Raw genomic sequence first — 24,202 nt, 5'->3', positions numbered from 1 at the left:
TCTCAGTCGCCTTTAAAAATAGAATTTATTGCTTAAGCGCCTCTTTTTGCGCTTCAAATATTTTCTCTAATCCCCCCTTCGCAAGGGCGAGTAAAGCAAGTAATTCTTCATGGCTAAATGGTGCGCCTTCTGCCGTACCTTGAACTTCAATCATACGACCATCATCGATCATCACCACATTCATGTCTGTTTCTGCTGCTGAATCTTCAACATATTCAAGATCGCATAATGGTTCACCATCAACAATACCCACAGAGACTGCAGCTACCATTGATTTCAGAGGGTTTTTTTTCAGTTTGCCTTCTTCAACCATTTTATTTAAAGCATCAACTAATGCGACACAAGCACCAGAGATAGATGCAGTACGTGTACCGCCATCCGCTTGGATAACATCACAATCTACAGTGATGGTAAATTCACCTAATGCTTTTAAATCAACCGCGGCACGTAATGAGCGAGCGATTAAACGCTGGATCTCCATAGTACGACCCGTTTGTTTACCACGAGCCGCTTCACGAGCATTACGACTATTTGTTGCGCGAGGAAGCATGCCGTATTCTGCGGTCACCCATCCTTGCCCTTGTCCTTTCAGAAAACGAGGTACACCGTCTTCTACAGTGGCATTACACAAGACTTTAGTATCACCAAATTCGACTAATACAGAACCTTCAGCATGTTTTGTATAGTGGCGAGTAATGGTAATAGGACGTACTTGGTTTGCTTGTCTGTCTGCTGGACGCATGGTGTTATCTCCGCTTTCTCTGACATATTGGGGGCGCATTATACGACCTAAAATGGCTTATGCCTATCCTTGTATTGATGCATAGGGTTATAATCATATCATCTTTTACATTATTGAGACCCTATTATGATCCGTAGCATGACCGCTTTTGCTCGCCGAGACATCAAAAAAGACTGGGGCACTGCCGCTTGGGAACTGCGTTCCGTAAACCAGCGCTACCTTGAAACTTATATTCGTTTACCTGAGCAATTACGTAGTTTAGAGCCTGTTATTCGTGAACGTCTACGTAATCGCTTAACGCGCGGTAAAATTGAATGTAACTTACGTTTTGATCTTAATGCTCGCTTTCAAGGTGAATTAAATCTTGATGAGAATCTCGCAAAACAACTGATTGTTTCTGCCAATTGGGTAAAAAGCCATAGCCATGAAGGCACTATCAGCCCTTTTGATATTTTACGTTGGCCGGGTGTGATTTCAGCACAAGAGCAAGACTTAGATGCGATTGGTACTGAACTTTTATCCGAATTAGATCTAGCAATCGATGCTTTTATTGCTAGTCGTGAAGCCGAAGGACAATCACTCAAAGAACTTATCGAGCAACGTTTAGATGCGGTTAGCGCAGAAGTCGTTAAAGTAAGAGCTCAAATGCCAGAAATTTTACAATGGCAACGCGAACGCTTAACCAGCAAATTAGAAGAAGCACAGGTTCAAATTGATAATAATCGTTTAGAACAAGAGTTAGTGATGTTAGCGCAACGCTTAGATGTCGCAGAAGAGTTGGATAGATTAGAAGCTCACGTTAAAGAAACGCGCAAAATTCTTGTTAAAAAAGAAGCGGTAGGTCGTCGTCTTGACTTTATGATGCAAGAATTTAACCGTGAATCCAACACATTAGCCTCAAAATCAATTAATACTGAAGTCACCAATTCAGCCATTGAATTAAAAGTTTTAATTGAACAAATGCGCGAGCAGATCCAAAATATTGAATAAGATTTCTTAGCGGTTTACAGCCCATCATTAAGCCAGCCAATACCTTGTATTAGCTGGCTTTTTTGTCTCTATTTGATATAAGCGCCAATAACTCTTACTTATTGTTTAATGGGTTATAAGAAAAACCAACACATAAATATTATAAGCGCCATAATATGCATTAATATAATTAATGTTTTTTTTGCGTGTTATGATAAAAAGGAAAAATAAAGATAATATCTATATATCGAAAAAAATTGACTAATAAATATAGCGAGGTTATCTATGAATACATGGAGTGATATAAAAACAATATATAAATTAAATATTTACATCTCTAACGGTGAGAAATCCACATCTATTTATGCCAATAAAGCTCATCAAGTCCCTATTAATATAATTATAGAGGCTAGAGATGCAAAAAATAATTCAATTATTTTATCTAATGAAGAAATATACAAACACATCAAATTAGTTGACTATAAAAATGAGGCCATTCCAAATAGTATTTTGGAAGTATCCGATAAAGAAGGAGCATATGCATATCCAATTCCCAAACCAATAACATACTCCAGCGCGGCTAGTAGTTGCCTTTGTTATCTCTCCGTACCTAAGGTTTCAGAGTCCCCACTCAAAGTATCCGTGAGTGTTATGGTTGGTGATACTGAATATACAACCTCAACTATTAATAACAATAATAATGCCACCCCTGATTTTATCTCTTTAAACATCCAACCTCAGAGAATATTTAATAATGATGATTTGGATATTGTGACAAAAAATGAGAGTGATTTTGGTGGTTATAACTGTGTTTTAAAAAAATATTATGTTCGATTTAAAACAGCACAAAATACAATAACGCATGATGCGCTATGTGACAAAGGCTACTGGTTTCACTATAAACAAACAGGAAATTATAAAGGTTGCTGCACCTCAACTGACTCATCGATAAAACGTGATGTATCTGCCACTTATACAAAAAAATTTACCTTTTCCTCTTCATGGTCCATTACCGTAACATCGAAAAATCATGAAGAAACGGGGATCTGCTTCTGGTCTTATCGGGTATGGCATGGTGCTCTATGGTCCTACAGCGAATGGAAAAAATCTTTACATTTCTTCTTACATGACCAATACGGAAACAGAGCTGATATCAATGTTACATCAAACGGTGATAATCAAATATCTTTTAACGTTATTGTTTGATTCATTACCTATTTAAATAAATCCCATCTTTGAAAAAATTAGCCTCTCACTTATGCACAGAGGCTAACTTCACCTGCAACCCAATAATATTAATGGAGTTTTATACAATGACACAAAAATCAGAATATTTTACACAAAGTCATAATTTTTTCAGCGCTTCACTTGGGGGAGTAGATCCTCGTACTGGATTATATTCATTCTCTTTTCCCATCATAAACATCGTGGCAAATGGGAATTTAGGTCCAGAAATTAATCTTTCATTAAATTACAATCAACTTAACACTGATAATATCGGTTTTGGCAAAGGTATTTCTTTCTCACTAACCTATTATGATGCACTAAATAAAATACTGTATTTATCCAATGGTGAAACCTATCGCATCAAAGAAAATCCACAAGGTATAGAGGTTGAACAACGAAAATTAAAAACATTTAAAATAGAACGAACTAATGAGAATTATATTATTACTTACAAATCAGGCGTAGTTGAGATTTTAGAGGGTACTAATTCTGGTAGAGAAATAAAAAATGTGATCTCAATACATTCCCCTCTAGGCCATCAAGTTAATTTCAATTGGATATTTAAAGGAATAAATAGGCTATCAAGTATAGAAGATCAAAATGGGGAGCTAATTAACATCAATTATGACGATCTAAATATTCCTGCATTAACACTATTCTCAGAAACTTCAGAAGAACGTCTTTTACACTGCCAATTATTTAATGGCTTTCTGAAAAAAATAGTTTATATAAATAACGATTACAAATGGGATATTTCATATAATATAAATGGTTTTGTTGAGAGTATTATTTATCCTTCAGGATTAACGGAAACCATAACTTATCAAAATAATATCATGCGTTTTCCTGAAGATGCCATTCCCGCTCTTCCTGCTGTAATAAAATATATTCTTGACCCTGGTAACGAACAGAAAGCACAAGTTACTACATATGAATATACCAGCACTAACTATTTAGGGTTTGCAAGTGGCGTTAATTTCTCTCCTAACCGTGACAACGCCTATGCTATTTTGACTGATTATCAATATGGTTCAACTGAAACTCAAATAGGAGAGAGTGAAAATATTACTATTACTCGTCACTATAACAATTTCCATTTGATCACAGAAGAGAAGATCCAGAGAGGAACCTGTATACACAGCGTAAAAACGGAATATTACGCAATGATAGGTATGCCTTTTGATCAACAACCAGAGCAATTTCAGTTACCAAAACAAACAACAACTCAATATACCGACCTCAGCAAACCTGCTGAAGAACAGAGTCGTGAGGAGATAACAAAAACCGAATTTGATATCTGGGGCAACCCGATTAAAGAACAATATTCAGATGGCTCAGAAATCCAAACACTTTGGTATGCAGCTGAAGGGGAAGAAAATTGTCCACCAACCCCCAATGGTTTTGTAAAATATATGAAACAACAAACACTCATACCACCGAAAACACCTTATCTCACACCAATACGTGTCATTCAGTTTAGTTACCAAAAACTCGGCAATACTGAATATATCGTACAAGAGAAAAAATGTTTTTATAGTGATAACAAACTATTATCACGGCAATTTTACACCTTAAACTCAACACTAGACGATATTAGCTTTGGTCGAGTAACGATCATTAAAGAAGAAGTATATGACTTAGAAAATGAAGATAACGTCTATATTAATACCCAATATTTTAGTACGCGAATAAACAATAACTTAATCACACAAACAGCTAAACTTATTGGTTATGACGGCTTAAGTAGTGAACTCACTCGTGTTCAATCACTATTTAGTGGTTTACTTTACACAAAAACAGATGCTCAAGGTATTAACACTAATTATCAATATGATTGTATGGGGCGAATTATTAGTAAAACTTTATCCCAAGGAACAGAATATGAAAATACCAGTACTTGGCATTATCTCATTGACCAAAATAAGAATATAACGTGCATAGAAACCGATGGACAAGGAAATAAGTCAAAAATTTTTTTTGACGGTTTAGGTCGAATCATTCGTAAATTACGAGCAAATAGCAATACCCCTACTATCTGGTATGAAGTTCAATCTTATAATTATAATTTATTGAATGAAATAAGTTCAGAAACCAGTAGTGACTGGCAGTTAGAAGAAAATCAAAGCAATAAACAGTACACAATAAGTAATGCTTACTGTTACGATAATTGGGGTCAAATAACCAAGGCATCCTCCACTGATGGTAGAACACGTTGGCAAAATATTGATGTCATCTATCTCACAAAAATATTAAAACAAAGTGGCACTCAAGATGGACAAGAAATATATAGCGGTAGTACTCAAACAACTTATGATATTAACTCTCGACCTCTACATATTACACTCAAAGACCAACAAGAGAATATTAAAGGGACACGTAAGTATGATTATGACGGATGGGGACGCTTATGCAGGGAAGAAGACGAGCTGGGTCACGTCACACTACGTACCTATGACGCTTATGATCGCGTTGTTACCCAAACAGCAGCTGATGGTAGCATAGTCACTCGCACTTACGCCCCTTTTTTAAAGGGTGAACAAATCACATCCATAAAAGTAACGGGAAATAATTCAAAAAGAGAGAATGAAACTTGGACGCTAGGTACTCAAATATTTGATAGTTTAGGACGCGTAGTAAAAAGTATAAGCGGAGGGAGGGTAACTGATTATACCTATCAAAAAGCCTCCCCTGTACCAGATAATGTGACAACACCGGCACAAGAAAAAATCCTTATGACATACGTGCCTGAATTGGATAATGCCATACTTTCCCTTAGCTCAAATGACGTTAAACAAAAGTTCTCTTATAATGCACGTAATGGCCGGCTGTTAGATGCAGACGAGTCCAATAGCGTTAATACACTATTGGCTTGGCATCCTTCAGGAACATTAAAAACAGAAACCGTCACAAGTAATTTAACTGGTGCTAAAAAAAGCGATTACCAATGGACATTACTCGGCAGCAATACCGCATTTAACGATATCACAAGTGCTCAAACGCGCTACAACAGAAATGCATTTGGTCAACTTATTGAAGTTGCTGATAATGCATTAAAAACTCAAATCAACTACAACGCATTAGGGGATCTCAGCACCCTAACTGTTTCTGATCCTACAACAGCAGCTAACCTAAAAACACAGCTCTTTTATGATGATTTTGGCAGAGAGATCTCACGTACTATAACCGATAATTCCGGTATGAAAATAGTAATATCTCAAACATGGTTGGAAAACGATCAACTTGCCAATCGTGTAACCCAAAAAAATGGCACCACTGTCTGTACAGAACATTATGACTACGATCTACGCAATCGCTTACTCAGTTACGAAGCAATAGGGAGTGAGCTTCCAACCACGCCGTATGGTAATTTACTCTCAAAACAAATCTATTCTTATGATGCTCTTAATAACCTTGTTCAGGTAGACACAACCCACAAAGATAACACTATAGACAGTGCTCACTATCATTATCAAAATGATAAAGATCCCACTCAACTCTCATCGATAACGCATACACACGCCAATTATCCAGCTAATATTTCACTCAGTTATGATGCTAATGGACGTATGATTAAAGATGAAATAGATAATACATTACATTATGACGCAATTGGTCGACTTAAAATCATCAGTAACCCGAACGGAAAAAATAGTACATATAGTTATGATGCATTAAATCGTCTAGCCATACAAAATATTGATGACACAGATAGTAGAGCACTCTATTACCGGGGAGATGAGCTTGTAAACGAATTAATGACATCTAAGTCTATTAATAATCGATTAATCAAACTAGGCCATCATTGTTTGGGTGCTGCAACAGAAAACAATCTCATACTCACTGCCACAGATAGCCATGCCAGCCTACTTTGGTCACGAGACACATCTCAAGATAATGGAACACTGAGCCAATGGAGCCCTTACGGTTATAGTCGTAGTGATTTATGGCTACCCGGCTTTAATGGTGAGCGTCGTGATCCACTTAGTGGCAATTATCATCTGGGGAATGGGTATCGAACGTACAATCCTCAACTAATGAGGTTTATTAGCCCTGATAGTCTCAGCCCCTTTGATGCGGGCGGTATTAACCCTTATGCCTATTGTGCTGGCGATCCAATCAACCGATTAGATCCCAGTGGTCATTTAAGTGGCAACGCTATTACAGGAATTGTATTGGGTGCGTTAGGATTAATTTTCTCTATCTTCACAGCAGGCGCTTCAATTATTGCAGCTGGCAGTGTGGCGGCAGCGCTTAGCTCAACCTCTGCAATTACTTTAGCTGTAGGGGCTCTGGGTGTTGTTTCCGATATTACAAGTATTGTCAGCGGTGCTATTTCTGATAGTAATCTTGAAGCATCGTCTGTTCTTGGCTGGGTTTCTTTAGGCACAGGTATTGCAGGTATCAGTGAGGCGGTGGGTCGTGGTGCCCTAATGGGGCTAAACAGAGCAACTTCAGGCTTCAGAGCTCGTATTGGAAATATTCTAGACACAGGATTATCGGGTCGCGGTGCGACTGCGGCTGCGAAAAAGTGGGCCGTAGTAGAAGATGCAATGGCATTTTATCGAGGTGAAAATCGGGCACCCAATAAAATAAGTGAAGCAGGAGGGTTCAAACCTTGGAGCCAAGACACACCCGCAGAAATATTACAGCGCTTCAAATCTGAATTTAGTAAAAATGCTACAGAACACTCACAAGCCCATGTCCGTAGCCCTAACCGAGATTATATCTCTTTCGGTACAGATATGGCGGCTGGGGGTTATGCTGATTCTCGTGATTATTTATATGAAATTAAAATTCCTAAAATGCATGAGCAAAATATCACAGCTCAGGTACTTGGAACTGAAACGCTAAAATTTCGAAAAAATGTAGCTTCTCCACGTTTACTACTTGATGGGGAAACAGTTGATACTTCAAATTTTGTCGCTATGCTACCCGCAAGAACCGTAGAAGCGACCTTTGTAACACCAATACCCAAAGAATATATTACTCGATTTCGCCATAAGGGGAAATGGTTCGATTTTCCACTCTGACTCATTGTTTATATTCACTTATCAGGTATGCAGTAAAACCCTGTCTTTCTGAAGTACCCCCATAAAGTTGGACTGTTCATTAAGCAGCTTTCAAGGACTGAGTTCTGTGCTCTACAGGGCTGAGTCCTTTCAATTTAACCTTGATTCTTTCACGGTCTGCTCTAATTCATCAACCGATTTAAATCCTTTTCCATGAAAACACTCAGAGTTAAGTATCCCGAAAAAGCTTTCCATTGACGCATTATCTAAACGATTCCCTTTTCGTGACATGCTTTGTTGTAAGCCCCTTTCCTGTAGCTGTTGTTGATAATGAGCCATTTGATACTACCCCCTTGATCTATCGCTGATATCAAGTTGTCTGCAAACTTCATGTAGAGATGTCCCATTGAGGATCATTTGAACTGCATGAAATTTGAACTCGGGAGAATAAACTTGTTTTGACGTTTTAACTTTTAAGTCACCTAACCCGTGTAATCGATAATTTTCAATCCATAGGCGGATTATGGCATGATTAATTTTAAACCTTTTACTGAGTATTTTAGGTGGCCCTTCATCATTTAGGTAAGCCTGAATAATTTCAAATTTAAACTCTAGAGTATGTTTTAACATAAAAAAGCACCCTTCAAATTAGACTAAAAGAGTCCAACTTTTGGGATGCAGTTCATAGGGCGAGGAGGATGTCAATAATAGTACTTTATAGAGAACATTAAATTGTAGCATTACACTATTCCAACGCCTTTCTAATAAACCCTTTATTTTGATTAAGCATCTGTGCAGCTTGCTGTGCATCTACGTTTGCTAAGATCATCAAAATTGCCGTTTTACAGTGACGCTGACATTGTGATAACGCTTGTTCAGCAATAGCTCTTTCACACTCTGTTGCTTGCATCACAATACGAACTTGGCGCTCAACAAGCTTGGCATTGGTCGCTTCAACATCCACCATCAAATTACCAAACACTTTGCCGATTTTTATCATCGCAGCCGTTGTTATCATATTTAAGATAAGCTTTTGTGCTGTGCCCGCTTTCATTCGTGATGATCCTGTGACCACCTCAGCTCCCACAATCGGTGTAATAGCGATATCTGCAATTTGTGCAATAGGGCTTTCAGGATTACAGCTAATGGCACCTGTTGTCGCCCCTAATGATTTTGCATAATTTAAAGCACCAATGACATAAGGGGTTCTGCCGCTCGCAGCAATACCCACTAATACATCTTTTTCATTAAAATTAAGTTGGCGTAAATCTTGTTCACCTAATTGAATATTATCTTCTGCATTCTCGACAGCTTGTAAAATAGCTTTGTGTCCACCAGCAATTAAACCAATCACCATATCATGAGGTGTACCATAAGTTGGAGGGCATTCACTGGCATCTAAAATCCCTAATCGTCCCGATGTACCTGCTCCGCAATAAATAAGGCGACCACCTTGAGAAAAAGCAATTGCAACTTTATCAACTAATTGAGCAATTTCAGGTAACGCTTTCTCGACTGCTAATGGCACTTTTTTATCTTCATTATTGATGACTTTTAGCATATCGAATGTTGAAAGTGTGTCTATATTTTCACTGTTATGATTTCTACTTTCAGTGACAAGATTGCTAAGGTCAATCGCCATTATCGCTCTCCCAATATTGTTATTTGTTTGATTAAGTCGAAGAAATAAACTGCTTTTATACCATTATTATTGGTAAGATTTTCAAAATCATTACAAACGGTACTCTACATGACATTTATTAAATCTATTTCGACCTTTATCAGTTTAATGACCCTTTTCTTCTCTTTTTCTTTGCATGCTAATTTTGAAGAACAAGAAAAAAGAGTGTTTGAACAAACCCGCACAGAAGCACTAAACCATAATGCACAAGCTCAATATCAATTGGCTGAAATGTATTTAATGGGAACGGGTGTAGAAAAAAATCTCTTTAATGCACAACTGTGGGCTAATGAAGCCATAAAAAATAATTATGCCGATGCCTACGCACTACTTGCTGATCTCTATTTATTTAATACTGACCCTTATTTTAAAAATCATTATGTTGATGCAAGAAAGTTAGCAACAACCGCAGCGAATAAAGGAAGCATAAGAGGAAAAATCAGTCTGGCAACAGCCCTGATAGCACCTTTATCTGGTGAAACCGATTATAAAAAAGCAATTGCATTATTAGAAGAAGCCGCAGCAACGCATCAACCTGAACTTGTTTATGCGCCGATTTGGTTAGGTGTTCTTTATAGCGGAGTAGGTAATGTCCCTGTAGATACTGAAAAAGCGAATATGTGGTTTGCAAAAGCCAACGAAATAACTTTTGAAGGATTTGCTCAAGCAATGGCCTCTTTTATGTTCTCTGGTCAATATCATATTATCGAACCAAATAAGCAAAAAGCTGACGAACTAATGAAACAGGCTTGTGAAGAAGCAAAAAAAGTTGGCAATGAATTCTATTGCCAACAAGCGTTTAACTAACTGAAATTTAATCTAATAAATAACCCTAACTCAGAAAAGAGATGGTAAATATTGCCATCTCTTTTATACCCTATCGGCTCTATCTAACGTTCTTTTACAGCGCCATACGGTATTCAATCACACCTGGTTTTTCTGCCACCCAGTTATATAAACGTTGACCGCGTAAGTTGGTTTCCTGTGTATGCCAATATAAACGAGCACAATCACGCTGTTTTGCTTGTTGATTAACAAACTCAATAAGTTGCTTACCTACGTGGCGGCCGCGTATATCTGGTGAAACAAATAAATCTTCTAAATAACAAAAATCACTTTCAGCCCATGTTGAACGATGAAAAAGGTAATGAACAAAACCCAATACCTTTTCACCTTCCATCGCTACGGCACAATAAACAGGCTCTTTTTCATCAAAAAAACGTGCCCATGTTTTTAATGTAATTTCTTCTGATAACTCAACTTTATAAAATACTTGATAACTTAACCAATGTGGCAACCATTGAGCATAATGCGCTTGTTCAACAAACTGAATTGAAACAGTTATTGGTGTTGTGCTCATCTCTTTGCTTCCTTCTACTTTTATAAACGGTATAAACAAAAGGAGGTATCACCCTGCCTTTAATCGTTGCCATGGTACGTTTAATTTTGGTTCTCAATAAGGTACACTTTTTGTGTTTTTATAGGATCCACTTTATGAAACAGAAAAAAACAGCTTATTTTCCTAACCTTGTTTTAGAGGAAGGACCTATTGGTTCTCAGATTTATCACGCGATTAGAAAAGCTATTTTAGATGGGCGTTTATCTTCTGGTAGTCGCTTACCATCAAGCCGTACCTTAGCTGAAATGATGTCGATTTCCCGTAATTCTGTTATTGCAGGATTTGAACGTTTAATTGATGAAGGTTATTTATTTACTCGACGCGGTGCAGGTACTTTTGTTGCAAGTACAATCCCTGATGCCATTATTTCTGATAAGTGGGCTAAAACAACCAATCCAGCCTCTTCTTTGTTAATAGAAAATCCGTTAGAAACGCTAAATCCGAATATGCAAAAAGCACAGGATTTTTGGCAACAATCGCAACCCAATATAAACAGTAACCCTATTTTTCACGTCGGAGTCGGATGTGTTGATCTTTTTCCACATGAACTTTGGGGAAGATTATTAGGGCGTGTTTGGCGGCAATCAAAAAAAGCACTCGCAACATTTAATTCGCCAACAGGCTATACCCCATTAAAAGAGATGATATGCCAATATATGCAATCAACTCGTGGTCTTTATTGCCAACCTGAACAAATCATTATTGTAAATGGAACACAGCAAGCGATTAACCTCACCACCAGAGTATTATTAAAAGAAGGCGATGCCGTTTGGTTAGATGATCCTGGTTATGACAGCGCACGAGGGATCTTCACATCTTATGGTATAAAATCACACCCAATAAATTCAGATATTGATGGAATGGATATTTTTCAAGGAATAGAGCAGTGTCCTGAAGCAAAACTTGTTTTTACAACACCTTCACATCAATTCCCTTTAGGTAATACCCTCTCACTTTCACGCCGTATTGCGTTATTAGAGTGGGCATCATCCCATAATGTGTGGATCTTTGAAGATGACTACAATAGCGAATTTCGCTATCACTCCAAACCCATTCAATCTCTACAAGGTTTAGATAAATACCAGCGCGTTATTTATGCCGGTACATTTTCAAAAATGATGTATCCCGGGTTTCGTTTAGGCTTTTTAGTCGTGCCTCAAACTTTAGTTGACGCTTTTAAAGTCGCTAAATACTACACCGACTCTCACTCAGGCTTTTTAGAGCAAGCAACATTAGCGCTGTTTATTTCTCAAGGTCATTATGCACGCCATGTTCGACGAATACGAAAAGCCTGCTATGAACGTTATCAAGTATTGACTAATGCCATAAAAACACATTTATCTCATGTTTTCTGTGTTGAACCGACAGACTCTGGGATCCATATTGTCTGCTGGCTACTGGCTGGCTACACAGAAGAATATATTGTTAAAAAAGGGCAAGAAATTGGCTTAGCTATACAGCCTTTATCACGTTACTGCATGCAAGCTTATCCTAAACAGGGCGTATTATTAGGATATGCAGCTCATAATTCTACCGAAATTGAAAACAGTATTACGCGACTTGCTCAAGTTTTATCTGAATAAATAATATTGATTATTTACAATATAAAAATCGGATAAGCTTTATATTCACCCTATTTTATTTTTGGTGTGCAATAATAAACCCAAGCAGGAGGAACATTTCGTATTACACGTCTTTTTTCCAAATGAAAATAACGAGATAATGTCTTTTCATATCGAGTTGTATATTGGAAAAGAACAAAGCAACCCTGTGTTTTTAATAACTCACTATGAACCCGTTTTAAGATTTTTAATCCTAATTTTCGATTAATAGATAGAAAAGGAAGCCCTGAAATAATCATATTATAATGACTATCTAATTTCTCTGCTGATGTGGTATAAATCCTTAAGCGTTTATCATCAATTTTACGCAGTTCAGTGGCGAAACTCGGTTCTATTTCAAAGACATCCAACGATGAATGTGCAGACATTCTTTTTAGAATTTGATGCGTAATAACGCCAGTACCCGCGCCTAATTCTGCAATTTGAACATCTTGATGCCAGTTGAGTTTATCCAGCATTTCATAACATAACCAACGAGATGAAGGTGCGATAGTACCCATTGTGGTTGGTGAAATCACAAACCGCTTTAAATATGAGTAATACGTAGATAATGGAATGAATGTAGATATATCCATTTGCGCCTCCTAAAACCTTTTTATCAAGGTAAAATAAAAATCAGATAAAATGAAGAATATTCATCGTTATTTTTTATTTATGAATTTATGTCATCTCTTGGATAACGTTTTTCAGTATAAAGCTTGGAGCCATATCTAAGTAAATACGTTTTTCTTATATATTACACTATTTTACATTTTTCTATTTTTACTCTATTTTCTTAAACAAGAATATATTTTTATTTATTAAAAAAATGAAATAAGAAATAACAGAATATTCTTACATTTTAATGACTCATCCATTTTGCTTTTAACAAATTATTGATATTTGTTCGTTCTGTGGTTTCCTTTTGTTAACTCTATGCAGACTATAAGAAACGCTTCTAATTCTTTGGCAAATAATCAATAAATTCACTTGCACCTATCTCTATATTTTGTCAGGTTAGTGTGAGGTCTCTCACTATTCCTACAGACAAAGACAGGGTAATTACAATGAAAAATGTTGGTTTTGTGGGCTGGCGTGGTATGGTCGGCTCCGTTTTAATGCAAAGAATGGTTGAAGAACGTGATTTTGATGGGATAAACCCTGTTTTCTTCACCACATCTCAATTAGGTGAAGCAGCACCTGCTTATGGTAATCACCGTAGTACTCTGCAAGATGCTTATGACATTGATACCTTAGCATCACTCGATATTATTATTAGTTGCCAAGGTGGTGACTACACCAATGAAATCTATCCCAAACTACGCCAAGCCGGTTGGCAAGGTTACTGGATTGATGCAGCATCAGCACTGCGTATGAATGATGATGCAGTGATTATTCTCGATCCTGTTAATGGGCAGCATATTCAAGATAGCTTAAATAAAGGCATTAAAGCCTTTGTCGGTGGTAATTGCACCGTCAGTTTAATGCTAATGTCATTAGGTGGTCTGTTTGCTAACAATCTAGTGGAATGGGCAAGCGTATCTACTTATCAAGCGGCGTCTGGGGCTGGTGCTCGTCATATGAGAGAGCTACTGTCACAGATGGGTTCTTTACATAATCAAGTGGTTAAAGAGCTAGAAAACCCAGCATCTGCAATATTAGATATTGAACGTAAAGTCACTAACTTTACGCGCAGCGGTACAATGCCTACCGAACAATTTGGTGTTCCTCTTGCAGGTAGTTTGATCCCTTGGATTGATAAACAACTAGAAAACGGTCAAAGCCGTGAAGAGTGGAAAGGGCAAGCTGAAACCAACAAGATCCTAAATACAGGTTCTAATATCATTCCTGTGGATGGTCTTTGTGTTCGTATTGGTGCATTACGTTGCCATAGCCAAGCATTCACCTTAAAACTGAAAAAAGACTTACCTGTTGCAGAGATTGAACAGTTACTCGCAAGCCATAATGATTGGGTAAAAGTCATTCCTAATGATCGTGAATTAACTATGCGTGAATTAACACCAGCAGCAGTCACAGGTACATTGAGCACACCAGTAGGCCGTATTCGTAAACTAAATATGGGCCCTGAATTTATTTCAGCCTTTACAGTGGGTGACCAGCTGTTATGGGGTGCCGCAGAGCCTTTACGTCGTATGTTGAATATTCTGCGTTAAAATTCATTCTTTAGAATATCGGCCATTTTAAGAAAATAGAAATGGTTGATATTCTTATTCTCAATAGTTATTAGCTTCATTTCTTATTTTCCTCACACCTTTTTCTCATAAAACTATTTTTTAATTTTTCTTATTTTATTTATTTTTAATTTTATAGATCTTTATAAAACAAGTTTTCTACAATAATTTCAAAAATAACTCTAAAGAATTCAGGCTGATTATTCAGCACAATCCACCTATTTTTATTCAAAACAGAGTGTAAAAATAAATAAAGCATTTTTTAACAACTGAAAAATAATGATGCCAAAAATCTAAATATAATAATTTCTAATATATTATTCCTTTTCTCTTTCTTTCATATGAACCTCGGTAACTACTTATTATTTAAAAATAAATTTACTTTTTATTGTCATTTATTTAAGGTGATTTTTATTACTTTTATAAAAAGATGCATTATAAATATGACAACACAAACACAACCCAATAAAAAAGGCTTTTTAAACCGAGTCGAGCGCATTGGTAATATCATGCCTGATGTTACGATGTTGTTCGTTTACGCCTTAATAATCTGCTGGATATTTTCATTCTTTCTCTCTTTTGTGCATTTTGATTATTTCCACCCTGTTACTAAAGAGAAAATCGCCGTTATTAATATGTTTCAATATGAAGAAATCATATTATTTGTGACAAGTGCAGTGAAAAATTTCATTAGCTTTCCTCCACTTGGGATCACGATTGTTGCAACATTAGGAATTGGTATTGCAGAAAGCAGCGGCTTTATTAAAACTGCTCTAAAAAAAATGCTTTCGTTTATTTCTCCTAAAATGCTGACAACGACGGTTGTTTTTGTTGGTATTGTTGCTCACTTAGCTTCCGACTCCGCTTACGTTATTCTTATGCCAGTCTCTGCGATGATGTTCTATGCCAGTGGTCGTCATCCTTTAGCAGGTATCGCTGCCTCATTTGCAGGTTTAGCGGGTGGGTTTACAGCTAGTTATACACCGTCAATTATTGATCCAATAATGCAAAGCTTTACTCAAGAAGCAGCGCAAATTATGGCTCCAGGATATAGCGTTAACGTTTTATGTAACTACTTTTTTAGCGTAGGTGGAACATTTGGCGTTATTTTAACTTGTTGGTATATCACTGAAAAAATTGTAGAGCCTTGGTTAAATAAAAACTGCCCTATCTCTTCTGGTATTGATACCAAAGATGCAGAGTTAGGTGAAATCACACCAATAGAAAAACGAGCATTCCGTTTTGCAGGTTGGGCAGTTGTGCTGATGGGAATTGGTTTATTTGCACTGTTATTACCAGAAACGTCACCATTACGTTCACCAGAAGGCAGTTTAACCAGCCCTAAAGCCCCAATTATGCAAATTGTGGTGCCTTTACTGTTTATCTTCTTTTCTGTACCCGGTTTAATTTATGGCTATATGACAAAGTCTTTTGCGTCTACAAAAGATATTGTCAAAGCAATGGAAAATATCACCAAATCACTGATCCCATTTATCGTTTTCGCCTTTTTTGCGGCTCAATTTCTTTACTCTTTTCAGCACTCAAATTTAGGTACACTATTAGCATTATCAGGTGCGGAATTACTGCGTACACTTAATATGCCTTCAGGTATGACGGTATTAGGGGTAATTTTGCTGACTGCGATTTTAAATATCATGATCACCTCAGCAACATCAAAATGGGCTGTTATTGCACCAGTATTAGTCCCCATGTTAATGGCTGTCGGAATTTCACCTGAATTAACGCAAGCCGCGTTCCGAGTTAGTGATTCTGCAATGAATGTGAGCACACCAATGTTCCCATTCTATCCACTGATTTTGATGTATTGCCAAAAATACTATAAAGGTGCAGGTATCGGTACACTATGCTCAATGATGATCCCCTTTACTATTGGCTTGCTTATTGTATTAACTACCACACTGTTTATCTTTTGGGAATTAGATATCCCTCTTGGTTTTGACAGTGGATATACATGGCAACCTGCATAAATCATTCTTATAAAATAACAGTATTAGGAACAACATTATAATGAACACCCTAGGTAAAAAGTTAGAACAGCGTTTCTTCCGTTATCTGGCAGTTGAAAGCCAAAGTGATGCATCTGCTTCTGTGGTACCCAGCACACAAGGGCAACTTGAGCTAGCAAAGTTACTGGCTAAAGAACTAGAAACTTACGGATTAAAAGATATTTATATCGACTCTCATGCCATTTTATATGCGATGAGACCAGGTAATAATCCCAATGCGCCTAAAGTGGGTTTTGTTGCTCACCTTGACACGGTTGATGTGGGAATATCACCCAATATTCACCCTCAAACACTACGTTATGAAGGTAAAGATCTCTGCTTAAATAAAGAGAAAGATATCTGGTTTAAAGCTCAAGAACACCCTGAAGCTGTGCCTTATATCGGTGAAGAGATTATTTTCAGTGATGGCACAAGTGTATTAGGGGCTGATAATAAAGCGGCGATCACCGTTGTGATGGAATTAATGGATAAACTGCAACAAGCTGATTTTGATTGTGGCGATATCTATGTCGCGTTTGTACCCGATGAAGAAATTGGATTACGCGGTTCTAAACTGATGGATTTATCTCGCTTTAACGTTGATTTTGCTTACACTATTGATTGTTGTGCATTAGGTGAAGTGGTGTATGAAACCTTCAATGCCGCGTCAATTAAAGTGTCTGTAAAAGGTGTTACTGCGCACCCAATGTCCGCGAAAAATGTATTGTTAAACCCAATTCGTGTTGCTCATGATTTTATTGGTTGTTTTGACCGCTTTGATACACCAGAGCATACCGAGCATCGTGAAGGTTATTTCTATGTCACCGATTTAATAGCCAATCCTGATAATGCGGTGATTAAAATGGCTATTCGTGACTTTGATAAACAAAGTTATGAAGCTCGTAAACAGTTTATTAAACAGTCTGTTGCTTTGATCCAAGCTCGCCATCCTCGTGCACAAATCAACTATGAGATTGTCGATGTATATAGCAATATCAGTGATTCGATTGGGGAAGATCGCACCGCTATCGAACTTATTTTTGAAGCATTAAAACAATTAAATATTCAACCTAATGTGATCCCAATGCGAGGAGGTACAGATGGCTCTGCGCTTTCAGCAAGAGGATTACTCACACCAAACTATTTCACTGGTGCACTGAATTTCCACTCTCGTTTTGAATTTTTACCTGTTAGCTCATTTGAAAAGAGCTATTTAGTGACAGAAATGCTGTGCCGTTTGGCAGGTAAGCGCGGATAGTGTGATTGTTGTAGCCAACAAAAAAGCGGAGCCGTTTTCACAGCTCCGCTTTTTTTATCTAATTTAGAATAAAACTAGATATCAATATTTGCCGCTTTCAGCGCATTCTCTTCGATAAAGGCACGACGAGGTTCAACTGCATCACCCATTAAGGTGGTAAATAATTCATCAGTTGCGATCGCATCTTTCACGGTGACTTGCATCATACGGCGTGTATCTGGATTCATGGTGGTTTCCCATAATTGCTCTGGGTTCATTTCACCAAGACCTTTATAACGCTGTACAGCAAGACCACGACGTGATTCTTTTGTTAACCACTCAAGTGCTTCTTCAAAACTTGAAATTGGCTGACGACGTTCACCTCGCTCAATAAACGCACCCTCTTCAATTAGGTTACCGATAATGTCACCTAAATGCGTAATGCGTTGATATTCGCTACTGTGGATAAAGTCATAATCCAATTTGTAGTCTGTATCCACACCATAAGTACGAATACGTAATACAGGTTCGAACAGACGATTTTCATCATTTTGAGCGATGGTGTAGCTATAAGTACTGCCTTGATCTTCGGCTTCGTTTAAGCGGTTAACCAAGCCACTCATCCACTCTTCAACTTTGGCTTTATCAGATAACGCATCTTCTGTCAGCGTTGAGTGATACACCAAGCTGTTTAACATGCTAAGTGGATAGATACGCTCCATACGACGAATAATTTTGTGCGCTGCATGGTAATCAACAACCAGTTTTTCAAGTTGCTCGCCATGCATTGCGGGTGCGTGTTCGCTCACATACAGTGCTGCACCATCAAGAGCGATCGACATCAGATACTCGTCCATTGCGTCATCATCTTTGATGTATTGCTCTTGTTTACCTTTCTTCACTTTGTAAAGTGGTGGCTGAGCAATAAAGATATGACCACGTTCGATAATTTCTGGCATTTGACGATAGAAGAAGGTCAGTAACAGAGTACGAATGTGAGAACCATCGACGTCCGCATCCGTCATGATGATAATGCTGTGATAACGCAGTTTATCTGGGTTATATTCATCACGACCGATACCACAACCTAATGCAGTGATTAACGTTGCAACTTCTTGAGATGCCAACATTTTATCAAAGCGCGCTTTCTCAACGTTTAGGATTTTACCTTTTAACGGAAGAATAGCCTGTGTTTTACGGTTACGCCCTTGTTTTGCAGAGCCACCCGCAGAGTCCCCTTCCACTAAATACAGTTCAGAGAAAGCAGGATCACGTTCAGAACAGTCCGCTAATTTACCCGGTAAGCCACCTAAATCTAATGCGCCTTTACGACGAGTCATTTCACGCGCTTTACGTGCAGCTTCACGCGCACGAGCAGCATCAATAATTTTGCCGACAACGATTTTCGCGTCATTTGGGTTTTCTAACAGATATTCCACCAGTTTCTCATTCATCAGCGTTTCTACCGCTGTTTTCACTTCTGAAGAAACCAGTTTATCTTTTGTTTGTGATGAGAATTTAGGATCTGGGACTTTAACAGAGATAACCGCAATCAAGCCTTCACGAGCGTCATCACCCGTTGCACTGATTTTCGATTTCTTATTAAAACCTTCTTTATCCATATAGTTGTTTAACGTACGTGTCATTGCAGTACGGAAACCAACTAAGTGAGTACCACCATCACGTTGTGGAATATTGTTGGTAAAGCAATAAACGTTCTCTTGGAAACCGTCATTCCACAACATTGCCACTTCAACACCAATATTGTCTTTTTCTGTTGAGAAATAGAATACGTTTTGATGAATAGGCGTTTTGTTACGGCTTAAGTATTCAACGAATGCTTTAATACCGCCTTCATAGTGGAAATGATCTTCTCGGTTATCACGTTTATCAATTAAACGAATAGAAACGCCTGAGTTTAAGAATGACAACTCACGAAGACGTTTTGCTAGGATCTCATACTGGAATTCAGTCTCACCTTTAAAGGTTTCAAGACTTGGCCAGAAGCGTACAAATGTCCCTGATTTTTCAGTATCGCCAATCACTTTTAAGCGATCATCAGGCACACCATGACGATAAATTTGTTGATGGATATTTCCATCACGATGGATTGTCAGTTCAAGTTTTTCAGACAACGCATTAACAACAGAAACCCCTACACCATGAAGTCCACCAGAGACTTTATAGGAGTTATCATCGAATTTACCCCCCGCATGCAGAACGGTCATAATAACCTCTGCTGCTGAGACACCCTCTTCTGGGTGAATGCCGGTTGGAATTCCACGACCATCATCTCGAACAGAGACGGAGTTATCTGAATGGATAGTGACAATTATCTCATCACAGAAACCCGCGAGGGCTTCGTCGATTGCGTTGTCGACCACCTCGAAGACCATGTGATGCAGACCGGTTCCATCATCTGTATCCCCGATATACATCCCCGGGCGCTTACGCACCGCATCCAGCCCTTTTAATACTTTGATACTTGAGGAGTCATATGTATTCGACATCAACGTTTCTCGCTTTATTCCTATGGTTTAACCTCTATTTTGCCACGTTCTACGCTAAATAGCCTGCTATTTACATCTAGCATATCTTTCACTTGCCCTTGTGTTATCGCACTGACAAACACTTGAGCTTGCGTAGACTTTAGACGCTCGGCTAATAACTGACGCCGACTCGCATCTAATTCGGAAGCAAAATCATCGAGCAGATACAGGCATCTTTGCCCATTCTTACGAGTGAAATATTCACCTTGTGCCAGCCTCAAAGCACACATCAACAACTTGAGCTGGCCTCGTGACAACATATCTTCTACTGGCGTGCCGTTTGCTCTAATACGTAAATCCGCCTTATGAGCACCAAGTGAGGTATACGCTAACATTTTATCACGTTCAAATTGACGTGCTAGCAACTCACCATAATCAGTTTCTTTATCCCATCCCCGTTGAAAGCTAACTTTCAACGAAAATTCAGGTAAAAACAGACGACACGTTTCTTCAATATCTTTAGCGATATCTTCGGTATATTGAGCTCGCCATTCACTTATCTGTTCTGTTAATAAGATAAGCTCTTTATCCCAAGGCATCAGTTGTCGATAAGACATTGCTTGCCTCAGTGCTGCATTACGTTGTTTTAATACACGTTTTAAATCTGACCATGCAGCAAAAAATCGAGGTTCATTATGGAAACAACCCCAATCAATAAAAGCACGACGATATTTAGGCCCACCATTCAGTAGTGTAAAGCCTTCAGGTGTTATTAATTGCATAGGTAACAATTTTGCTAACTCTGCAATTTTATGACCATCGCTGCCATCAATACGAACTGTACTATTGCCTTCGCGATCTTTACTTAATCCAATCGCATAGCCACGGCTCTCTTCATTTAGCCCACTTAAGCGCCCATGAAGAATAAATTCATTTTCATCATGCTGGATCACGCGATTAGCTTGAGAACTACGAAATGCGCGTCCGTGGCCTAACGTGTAAATCGCTTCAAGTATACTTGTTTTACCACTCCCGTTAGGTCCAACAAGGAAATTAAAGCCATCCGCTAATGGCAGATCCGCCTGTTCAATATTTCTAAAATGACGGATCAATAAACGGGATAAAATCATGTTAGTGACTATTATAAACGCATTGGCATAACAACATAAGCAGCCGCAGAACTTGCCACATTCTCTACTTGAACACTTGAAACAGCATCTGTTAGTAGAAGTTTAACTTCTTCACATTTCAATGTATTGAGTACATCAAGGAGATAACTGACATTAAAGCCAATTTCCATTTCTTCACCTTGATATTGAACATCAACAATCTCTTCTGCTTCTTCTTGCTCAGGGTTATTAGCTGTAATTTTCAATTGACCGTTGGTGAGGTTTATACGCACACCACGGAATTTCTCATTGGATAAAATTGCAGCACGAGAAAATGCCTGTTTAAGAATATCACAACCCGCAGTCACTGTTTTCGTTGGATTTTTCGGTAATACACGACGATAGTCAGGGAAACGACCATCAACCAACTTCGAGGTGAAAATAAAATCACCCACATGTGCACGTATATTATTACTACCGATTTGCAATTGCAGTGAGCTTTCACCGCCGCCATCAAGTAAACGCATCAATTCAATAACACCTTTACGAGGAACAATAACAGAATGTCCCGGTAAAGATTGCCCAATATCCATTGAACATACTGCTAAACGGTGTCCATCTGTTGCAACTGTGCGTAACTCTGTATTTTCAGTTTCAAACAACATACCGTTGAGGTAATAACGCACATCTTGATGCGCCATTGAAAATTGAGTGGACTCAATTAGACGTTTTAATGTTGCTTGAGGCAAAGTAAATTCAACCTCACTTTGCCAATCATCTAAATTAGGAAAATCAGATGCAGGTAATGTTGATAAGGAGAAACGACTGCGACCTGAACGCACTAATAGGCGATCACCATCGAGCTCAACACTAATTTCAGCACCTTCTGGTAGCCCACGCCAAATATCAAAAAACTTACGCGCAGGAACAGTTGTGGCGCCAATTTCATGAGATTGGCTAAGATTAACTCTTGCCACCATCTCCATTTCAAGGTCAGTCCCCGTTAGCGATAAGGTATTTTCAGTTACCTTAAGCAATAGGTTACCTAAAATAGGTAATGTTGGACGACCACCTAAAGGGCCACTTACTTGTTGTAGCGGCTTAAGAAGCTGTTCACGTTCAATGATAAATTTCATAGCGCTAGGATGATAATGTTCTGATTAAGTTAGAAAAATCTTCTTTGATGTCATGACTTTCTTCACGCAATTGCTCTATTTTTCGGCATGCATGAAGGACTGTTGTATGATCACGACCACCAAAGGCATCCCCGATTTCAGGCAAGCTGTGGTTTGTTAATTCCTTCGCCAGCGCCATTGCCATTTGCCTCGGACGGGCAACCGATCGGGATCTCCGCTTTGACAGTAAATCAGCAACTTTAATTTTATAATATTCAGCAACCGTTTTTTGAATATTATCGATAGTGACTAATTTTTCCTGCAAGGCGAGCAGATCACGTAATGCTTCACGTACAAAGTCGATAGTAATCGCACGACCTGTAAAGTTTGCGTTAGCAATTACTCGGTTTAATGCACCTTCAAGCTCACGGACGTTAGAACGAAGTCTTTTAGCAATAAAAAAGGCCACTTCGTCAGGTAACTGAATTTGGTTTTCATCCGCTTTTTTCATCAAAATCGCCACTCGGGTTTCAAGTTCAGGTGGCTCAATAGCAACCGTTAATCCCCAACCGAAGCGTGATTTTAATCTGTCTTCAACACCATTTATCTCTTTAGGATAACGGTCTGACGTTAAAATAATTTGCTGATTTCCCTCTAACAATGCGTTAAAGGTATGAAAAAATTCTTCTTGTGAACGCTCTTTATTGGCGAAAAATTGAATGTCATCAATTAATAGTGCATCCACAGAACGGTAATAGCGCTTAAAGTCTTCTATCGCATTATTTTGTAATGCTTTTACCATATCTTGTACGAATCGTTCAGAATGCATATACACGACTTTTGCATTCGCTTTGCGTTCCATAATGCTGTTACCCACGGCGTGTAACAAGTGCGTTTTACCAAGCCCTGTTCCACCATATAAAAAGAGTGGGTTATAAGCTCCACCTGGGTTATCAGCAACTTGTCTTGCCGCTGCTCTTGCTAACTGGTTTGACTTACCTTCAACGAAGTTATCAAACTTATGTTTAGGGTTAACGTTAGAACGATAATTGAGTTCAGGCAGCTGAGATGCCGGTTGATTATCCCAACTAGGACGAACAGGCTGACTATGTGTTGGAGCGGTATTCACTGTCGGATGTACAACAGCTTTAGGAATACTTTCTGTAGTACGTGCAGATGCGGGTTTATTACCCACTTCAAAACGTAAAGAAGGGACTTCAGAGCCACAAAAATCCACTAATAATGCGTTGATATTATTAATGTATTTTTCTCTCACCCAATCTAAGACAAAACGATTAGGTGCATACAGCGCCAGCGTATTATCGCTTAGTTCTGCCTGCAAGGGACGTATCCACATACTAAATTCAGTGGCAGGTAACTCATCCTGCAATCGGGCAAGACAATGCTGCCAAAGCGAAAGTGACAC

At 38.3% G+C, this 24,202-nt stretch carries 16 protein-coding genes and 1 pseudogene; 8 read left to right on the top strand and 9 right to left on the bottom strand.

Features of this window, described 5'->3' with window-relative positions; genetic code table 11:
• Nucleotides 1–25 precede the first annotated feature (25 nt).
• Nucleotides 26–742 (bottom strand): ribonuclease PH, encoded by a 717-nt coding sequence (gene rph, locus F1325_RS00085; RefSeq protein ID WP_160230850.1) that lies wholly within the window; start codon nucleotides 740–742, stop codon nucleotides 26–28.
• Nucleotides 743–868: 126 nt separating this feature from the next.
• Between rph and F1325_RS00080 the strand changes: the two genes are divergently transcribed.
• From F1325_RS00080 to F1325_RS00070, 3 genes are all read left to right on the top strand, one after another.
• The gene (locus tag F1325_RS00080) at nucleotides 869–1,732 is read left to right on the top strand and encodes a YicC/YloC family endoribonuclease (RefSeq protein ID WP_109373371.1); all 864 of its coding nucleotides are present in this window, start codon (nucleotides 869–871) and stop codon (nucleotides 1,730–1,732) included.
• A gap of 264 nt (nucleotides 1,733–1,996) precedes the next feature.
• Nucleotides 1,997–2,917, top strand: a complete 921-nt coding sequence (locus tag F1325_RS00075; RefSeq protein WP_109373370.1) for a transferase — start codon at nucleotides 1,997–1,999, stop codon at nucleotides 2,915–2,917.
• 107 nt (nucleotides 2,918–3,024) lie between these two features.
• Entirely contained in the window at nucleotides 3,025–7,968 is a 4,944-nt protein-coding gene (locus tag F1325_RS00070; RefSeq protein ID WP_160229844.1) for an RHS repeat domain-containing protein, read from the top strand.
• A gap of 79 nt (nucleotides 7,969–8,047) precedes the next feature.
• On the opposite strand, the pseudogene F1325_RS00065 reads toward F1325_RS00070, so the two are convergent.
• Together F1325_RS00065 and murQ are read right to left on the bottom strand one after the other, a co-directional pair.
• Nucleotides 8,048–8,292: pseudogene (locus F1325_RS00065) on the bottom strand (IS3 family transposase); the annotation flags it as partial.
• A 400-nt stretch (nucleotides 8,293–8,692) separates the two neighbouring features.
• A complete protein-coding gene (gene murQ / locus F1325_RS00060; RefSeq protein ID WP_109373366.1) occupies nucleotides 8,693–9,589 on the bottom strand; it encodes an N-acetylmuramic acid 6-phosphate etherase in 897 nt (298 codons plus the stop codon).
• Nucleotides 9,590–9,697: 108 nt separating this feature from the next.
• Between murQ and F1325_RS00055 the strand changes: the two genes are divergently transcribed.
• Nucleotides 9,698–10,435, top strand: a complete 738-nt coding sequence (locus tag F1325_RS00055) for a tetratricopeptide repeat protein (RefSeq protein ID WP_109373365.1) — start codon at nucleotides 9,698–9,700, stop codon at nucleotides 10,433–10,435.
• Between the two features lie 94 nt (nucleotides 10,436–10,529).
• On the opposite strand, the gene F1325_RS00050 is transcribed toward F1325_RS00055, so the two are convergent.
• Nucleotides 10,530–10,988 (bottom strand): GNAT family N-acetyltransferase, encoded by a 459-nt coding sequence (locus tag F1325_RS00050; protein ID WP_160229842.1) that lies wholly within the window; start codon nucleotides 10,986–10,988, stop codon nucleotides 10,530–10,532.
• A gap of 134 nt (nucleotides 10,989–11,122) precedes the next feature.
• Here F1325_RS00050 and F1325_RS00045 point away from each other — a divergent pair, with 134 nt between their 5' ends.
• Nucleotides 11,123–12,610 carry a PLP-dependent aminotransferase family protein gene (locus F1325_RS00045; RefSeq protein ID WP_160229841.1) on the top strand — a complete coding sequence of 496 codons (1,488 nt, stop codon included), beginning with the start codon at nucleotides 11,123–11,125 and terminating at the stop codon, nucleotides 12,608–12,610.
• Between the two features lie 50 nt (nucleotides 12,611–12,660).
• Here the strand turns inward: F1325_RS00045 and F1325_RS00040 are convergent, their stop codons facing one another.
• Nucleotides 12,661–13,224, bottom strand: a complete 564-nt coding sequence (locus F1325_RS00040; RefSeq protein WP_109373362.1) for a class I SAM-dependent methyltransferase — start codon at nucleotides 13,222–13,224, stop codon at nucleotides 12,661–12,663.
• A gap of 471 nt (nucleotides 13,225–13,695) precedes the next feature.
• Here F1325_RS00040 and asd point away from each other — a divergent pair, with 471 nt between their 5' ends.
• From asd to pepT, 3 genes are all read left to right on the top strand, one after another.
• Nucleotides 13,696–14,802 carry an aspartate-semialdehyde dehydrogenase gene (asd, locus tag F1325_RS00035; protein WP_100157779.1) on the top strand — a complete coding sequence of 369 codons (1,107 nt, stop codon included), beginning with the start codon at nucleotides 13,696–13,698 and terminating at the stop codon, nucleotides 14,800–14,802.
• A gap of 461 nt (nucleotides 14,803–15,263) precedes the next feature.
• Nucleotides 15,264–16,808, top strand: a complete 1,545-nt coding sequence (locus F1325_RS00030; RefSeq protein ID WP_160229840.1) for an AbgT family transporter — start codon at nucleotides 15,264–15,266, stop codon at nucleotides 16,806–16,808.
• A gap of 40 nt (nucleotides 16,809–16,848) precedes the next feature.
• A complete protein-coding gene (gene pepT / locus F1325_RS00025; protein ID WP_109373360.1) occupies nucleotides 16,849–18,084 on the top strand; it encodes a peptidase T in 1,236 nt (411 codons plus the stop codon).
• A 74-nt stretch (nucleotides 18,085–18,158) separates the two neighbouring features.
• On the opposite strand, the gene gyrB is transcribed toward pepT, so the two are convergent.
• Genes gyrB through dnaA form a run of 4 tightly spaced genes read right to left on the bottom strand, consistent with a single transcriptional unit; the run spans nucleotide 18,159 to nucleotide 24,202 of the window.
• Nucleotides 18,159–20,573 (bottom strand): DNA topoisomerase (ATP-hydrolyzing) subunit B, encoded by a 2,415-nt coding sequence (gene gyrB, locus F1325_RS00020; protein ID WP_109373359.1) that lies wholly within the window; start codon nucleotides 20,571–20,573, stop codon nucleotides 18,159–18,161.
• Between the two features lie 20 nt (nucleotides 20,574–20,593).
• The gene (gene recF, locus F1325_RS00015; protein ID WP_160229839.1) at nucleotides 20,594–21,682 is read right to left on the bottom strand and encodes a DNA replication/repair protein RecF; all 1,089 of its coding nucleotides are present in this window, start codon (nucleotides 21,680–21,682) and stop codon (nucleotides 20,594–20,596) included.
• 11 nt (nucleotides 21,683–21,693) lie between these two features.
• Nucleotides 21,694–22,797, bottom strand: a complete 1,104-nt coding sequence (dnaN, locus tag F1325_RS00010) for a DNA polymerase III subunit beta (protein ID WP_075673270.1) — start codon at nucleotides 22,795–22,797, stop codon at nucleotides 21,694–21,696.
• A 4-nt stretch (nucleotides 22,798–22,801) separates the two neighbouring features.
• Entirely contained in the window at nucleotides 22,802–24,202 is a 1,401-nt protein-coding gene (gene dnaA, locus F1325_RS00005; RefSeq protein WP_100157783.1) for a chromosomal replication initiator protein DnaA, read from the bottom strand.

The organism is Proteus columbae, assembly GCF_009914335.1.
Lineage (GTDB): Bacteria > Pseudomonadota > Gammaproteobacteria > Enterobacterales > Enterobacteriaceae > Proteus.
This window is presented reverse-complemented; position numbering and strand designations above follow the sequence as displayed.

Coding starts and splice junctions, on each gene's coding strand:
- F1325_RS00055 (WP_109373365.1), top strand. CDS start 9,698: ATGACATTTATTAAATCTATTTCGACCTTTATCAGTTTAATGACCCTT.
- F1325_RS00040 (WP_109373362.1), bottom strand. CDS start 13,224: ATGGATATATCTACATTCATTCCATTATCTACGTATTACTCATATTTA.
- F1325_RS00050 (WP_160229842.1), bottom strand. CDS start 10,988: ATGAGCACAACACCAATAACTGTTTCAATTCAGTTTGTTGAACAAGCG.
- asd (WP_100157779.1), top strand. CDS start 13,696: ATGAAAAATGTTGGTTTTGTGGGCTGGCGTGGTATGGTCGGCTCCGTT.
- F1325_RS00045 (WP_160229841.1), top strand. CDS start 11,123: ATGAAACAGAAAAAAACAGCTTATTTTCCTAACCTTGTTTTAGAGGAA.
- F1325_RS00070 (WP_160229844.1), top strand. CDS start 3,025: ATGACACAAAAATCAGAATATTTTACACAAAGTCATAATTTTTTCAGC.
- F1325_RS00075 (WP_109373370.1), top strand. CDS start 1,997: ATGAATACATGGAGTGATATAAAAACAATATATAAATTAAATATTTAC.
- pepT (WP_109373360.1), top strand. CDS start 16,849: ATGAACACCCTAGGTAAAAAGTTAGAACAGCGTTTCTTCCGTTATCTG.
- F1325_RS00080 (WP_109373371.1), top strand. CDS start 869: ATGATCCGTAGCATGACCGCTTTTGCTCGCCGAGACATCAAAAAAGAC.
- rph (WP_160230850.1), bottom strand. CDS start 742: ATGCGTCCAGCAGACAGACAAGCAAACCAAGTACGTCCTATTACCATT.
- recF (WP_160229839.1), bottom strand. CDS start 21,682: ATGATTTTATCCCGTTTATTGATCCGTCATTTTAGAAATATTGAACAG.
- gyrB (WP_109373359.1), bottom strand. CDS start 20,573: ATGTCGAATACATATGACTCCTCAAGTATCAAAGTATTAAAAGGGCTG.
- murQ (WP_109373366.1), bottom strand. CDS start 9,589: ATGGCGATTGACCTTAGCAATCTTGTCACTGAAAGTAGAAATCATAAC.
- F1325_RS00030 (WP_160229840.1), top strand. CDS start 15,264: ATGACAACACAAACACAACCCAATAAAAAAGGCTTTTTAAACCGAGTC.
- dnaN (WP_075673270.1), bottom strand. CDS start 22,797: ATGAAATTTATCATTGAACGTGAACAGCTTCTTAAGCCGCTACAACAA.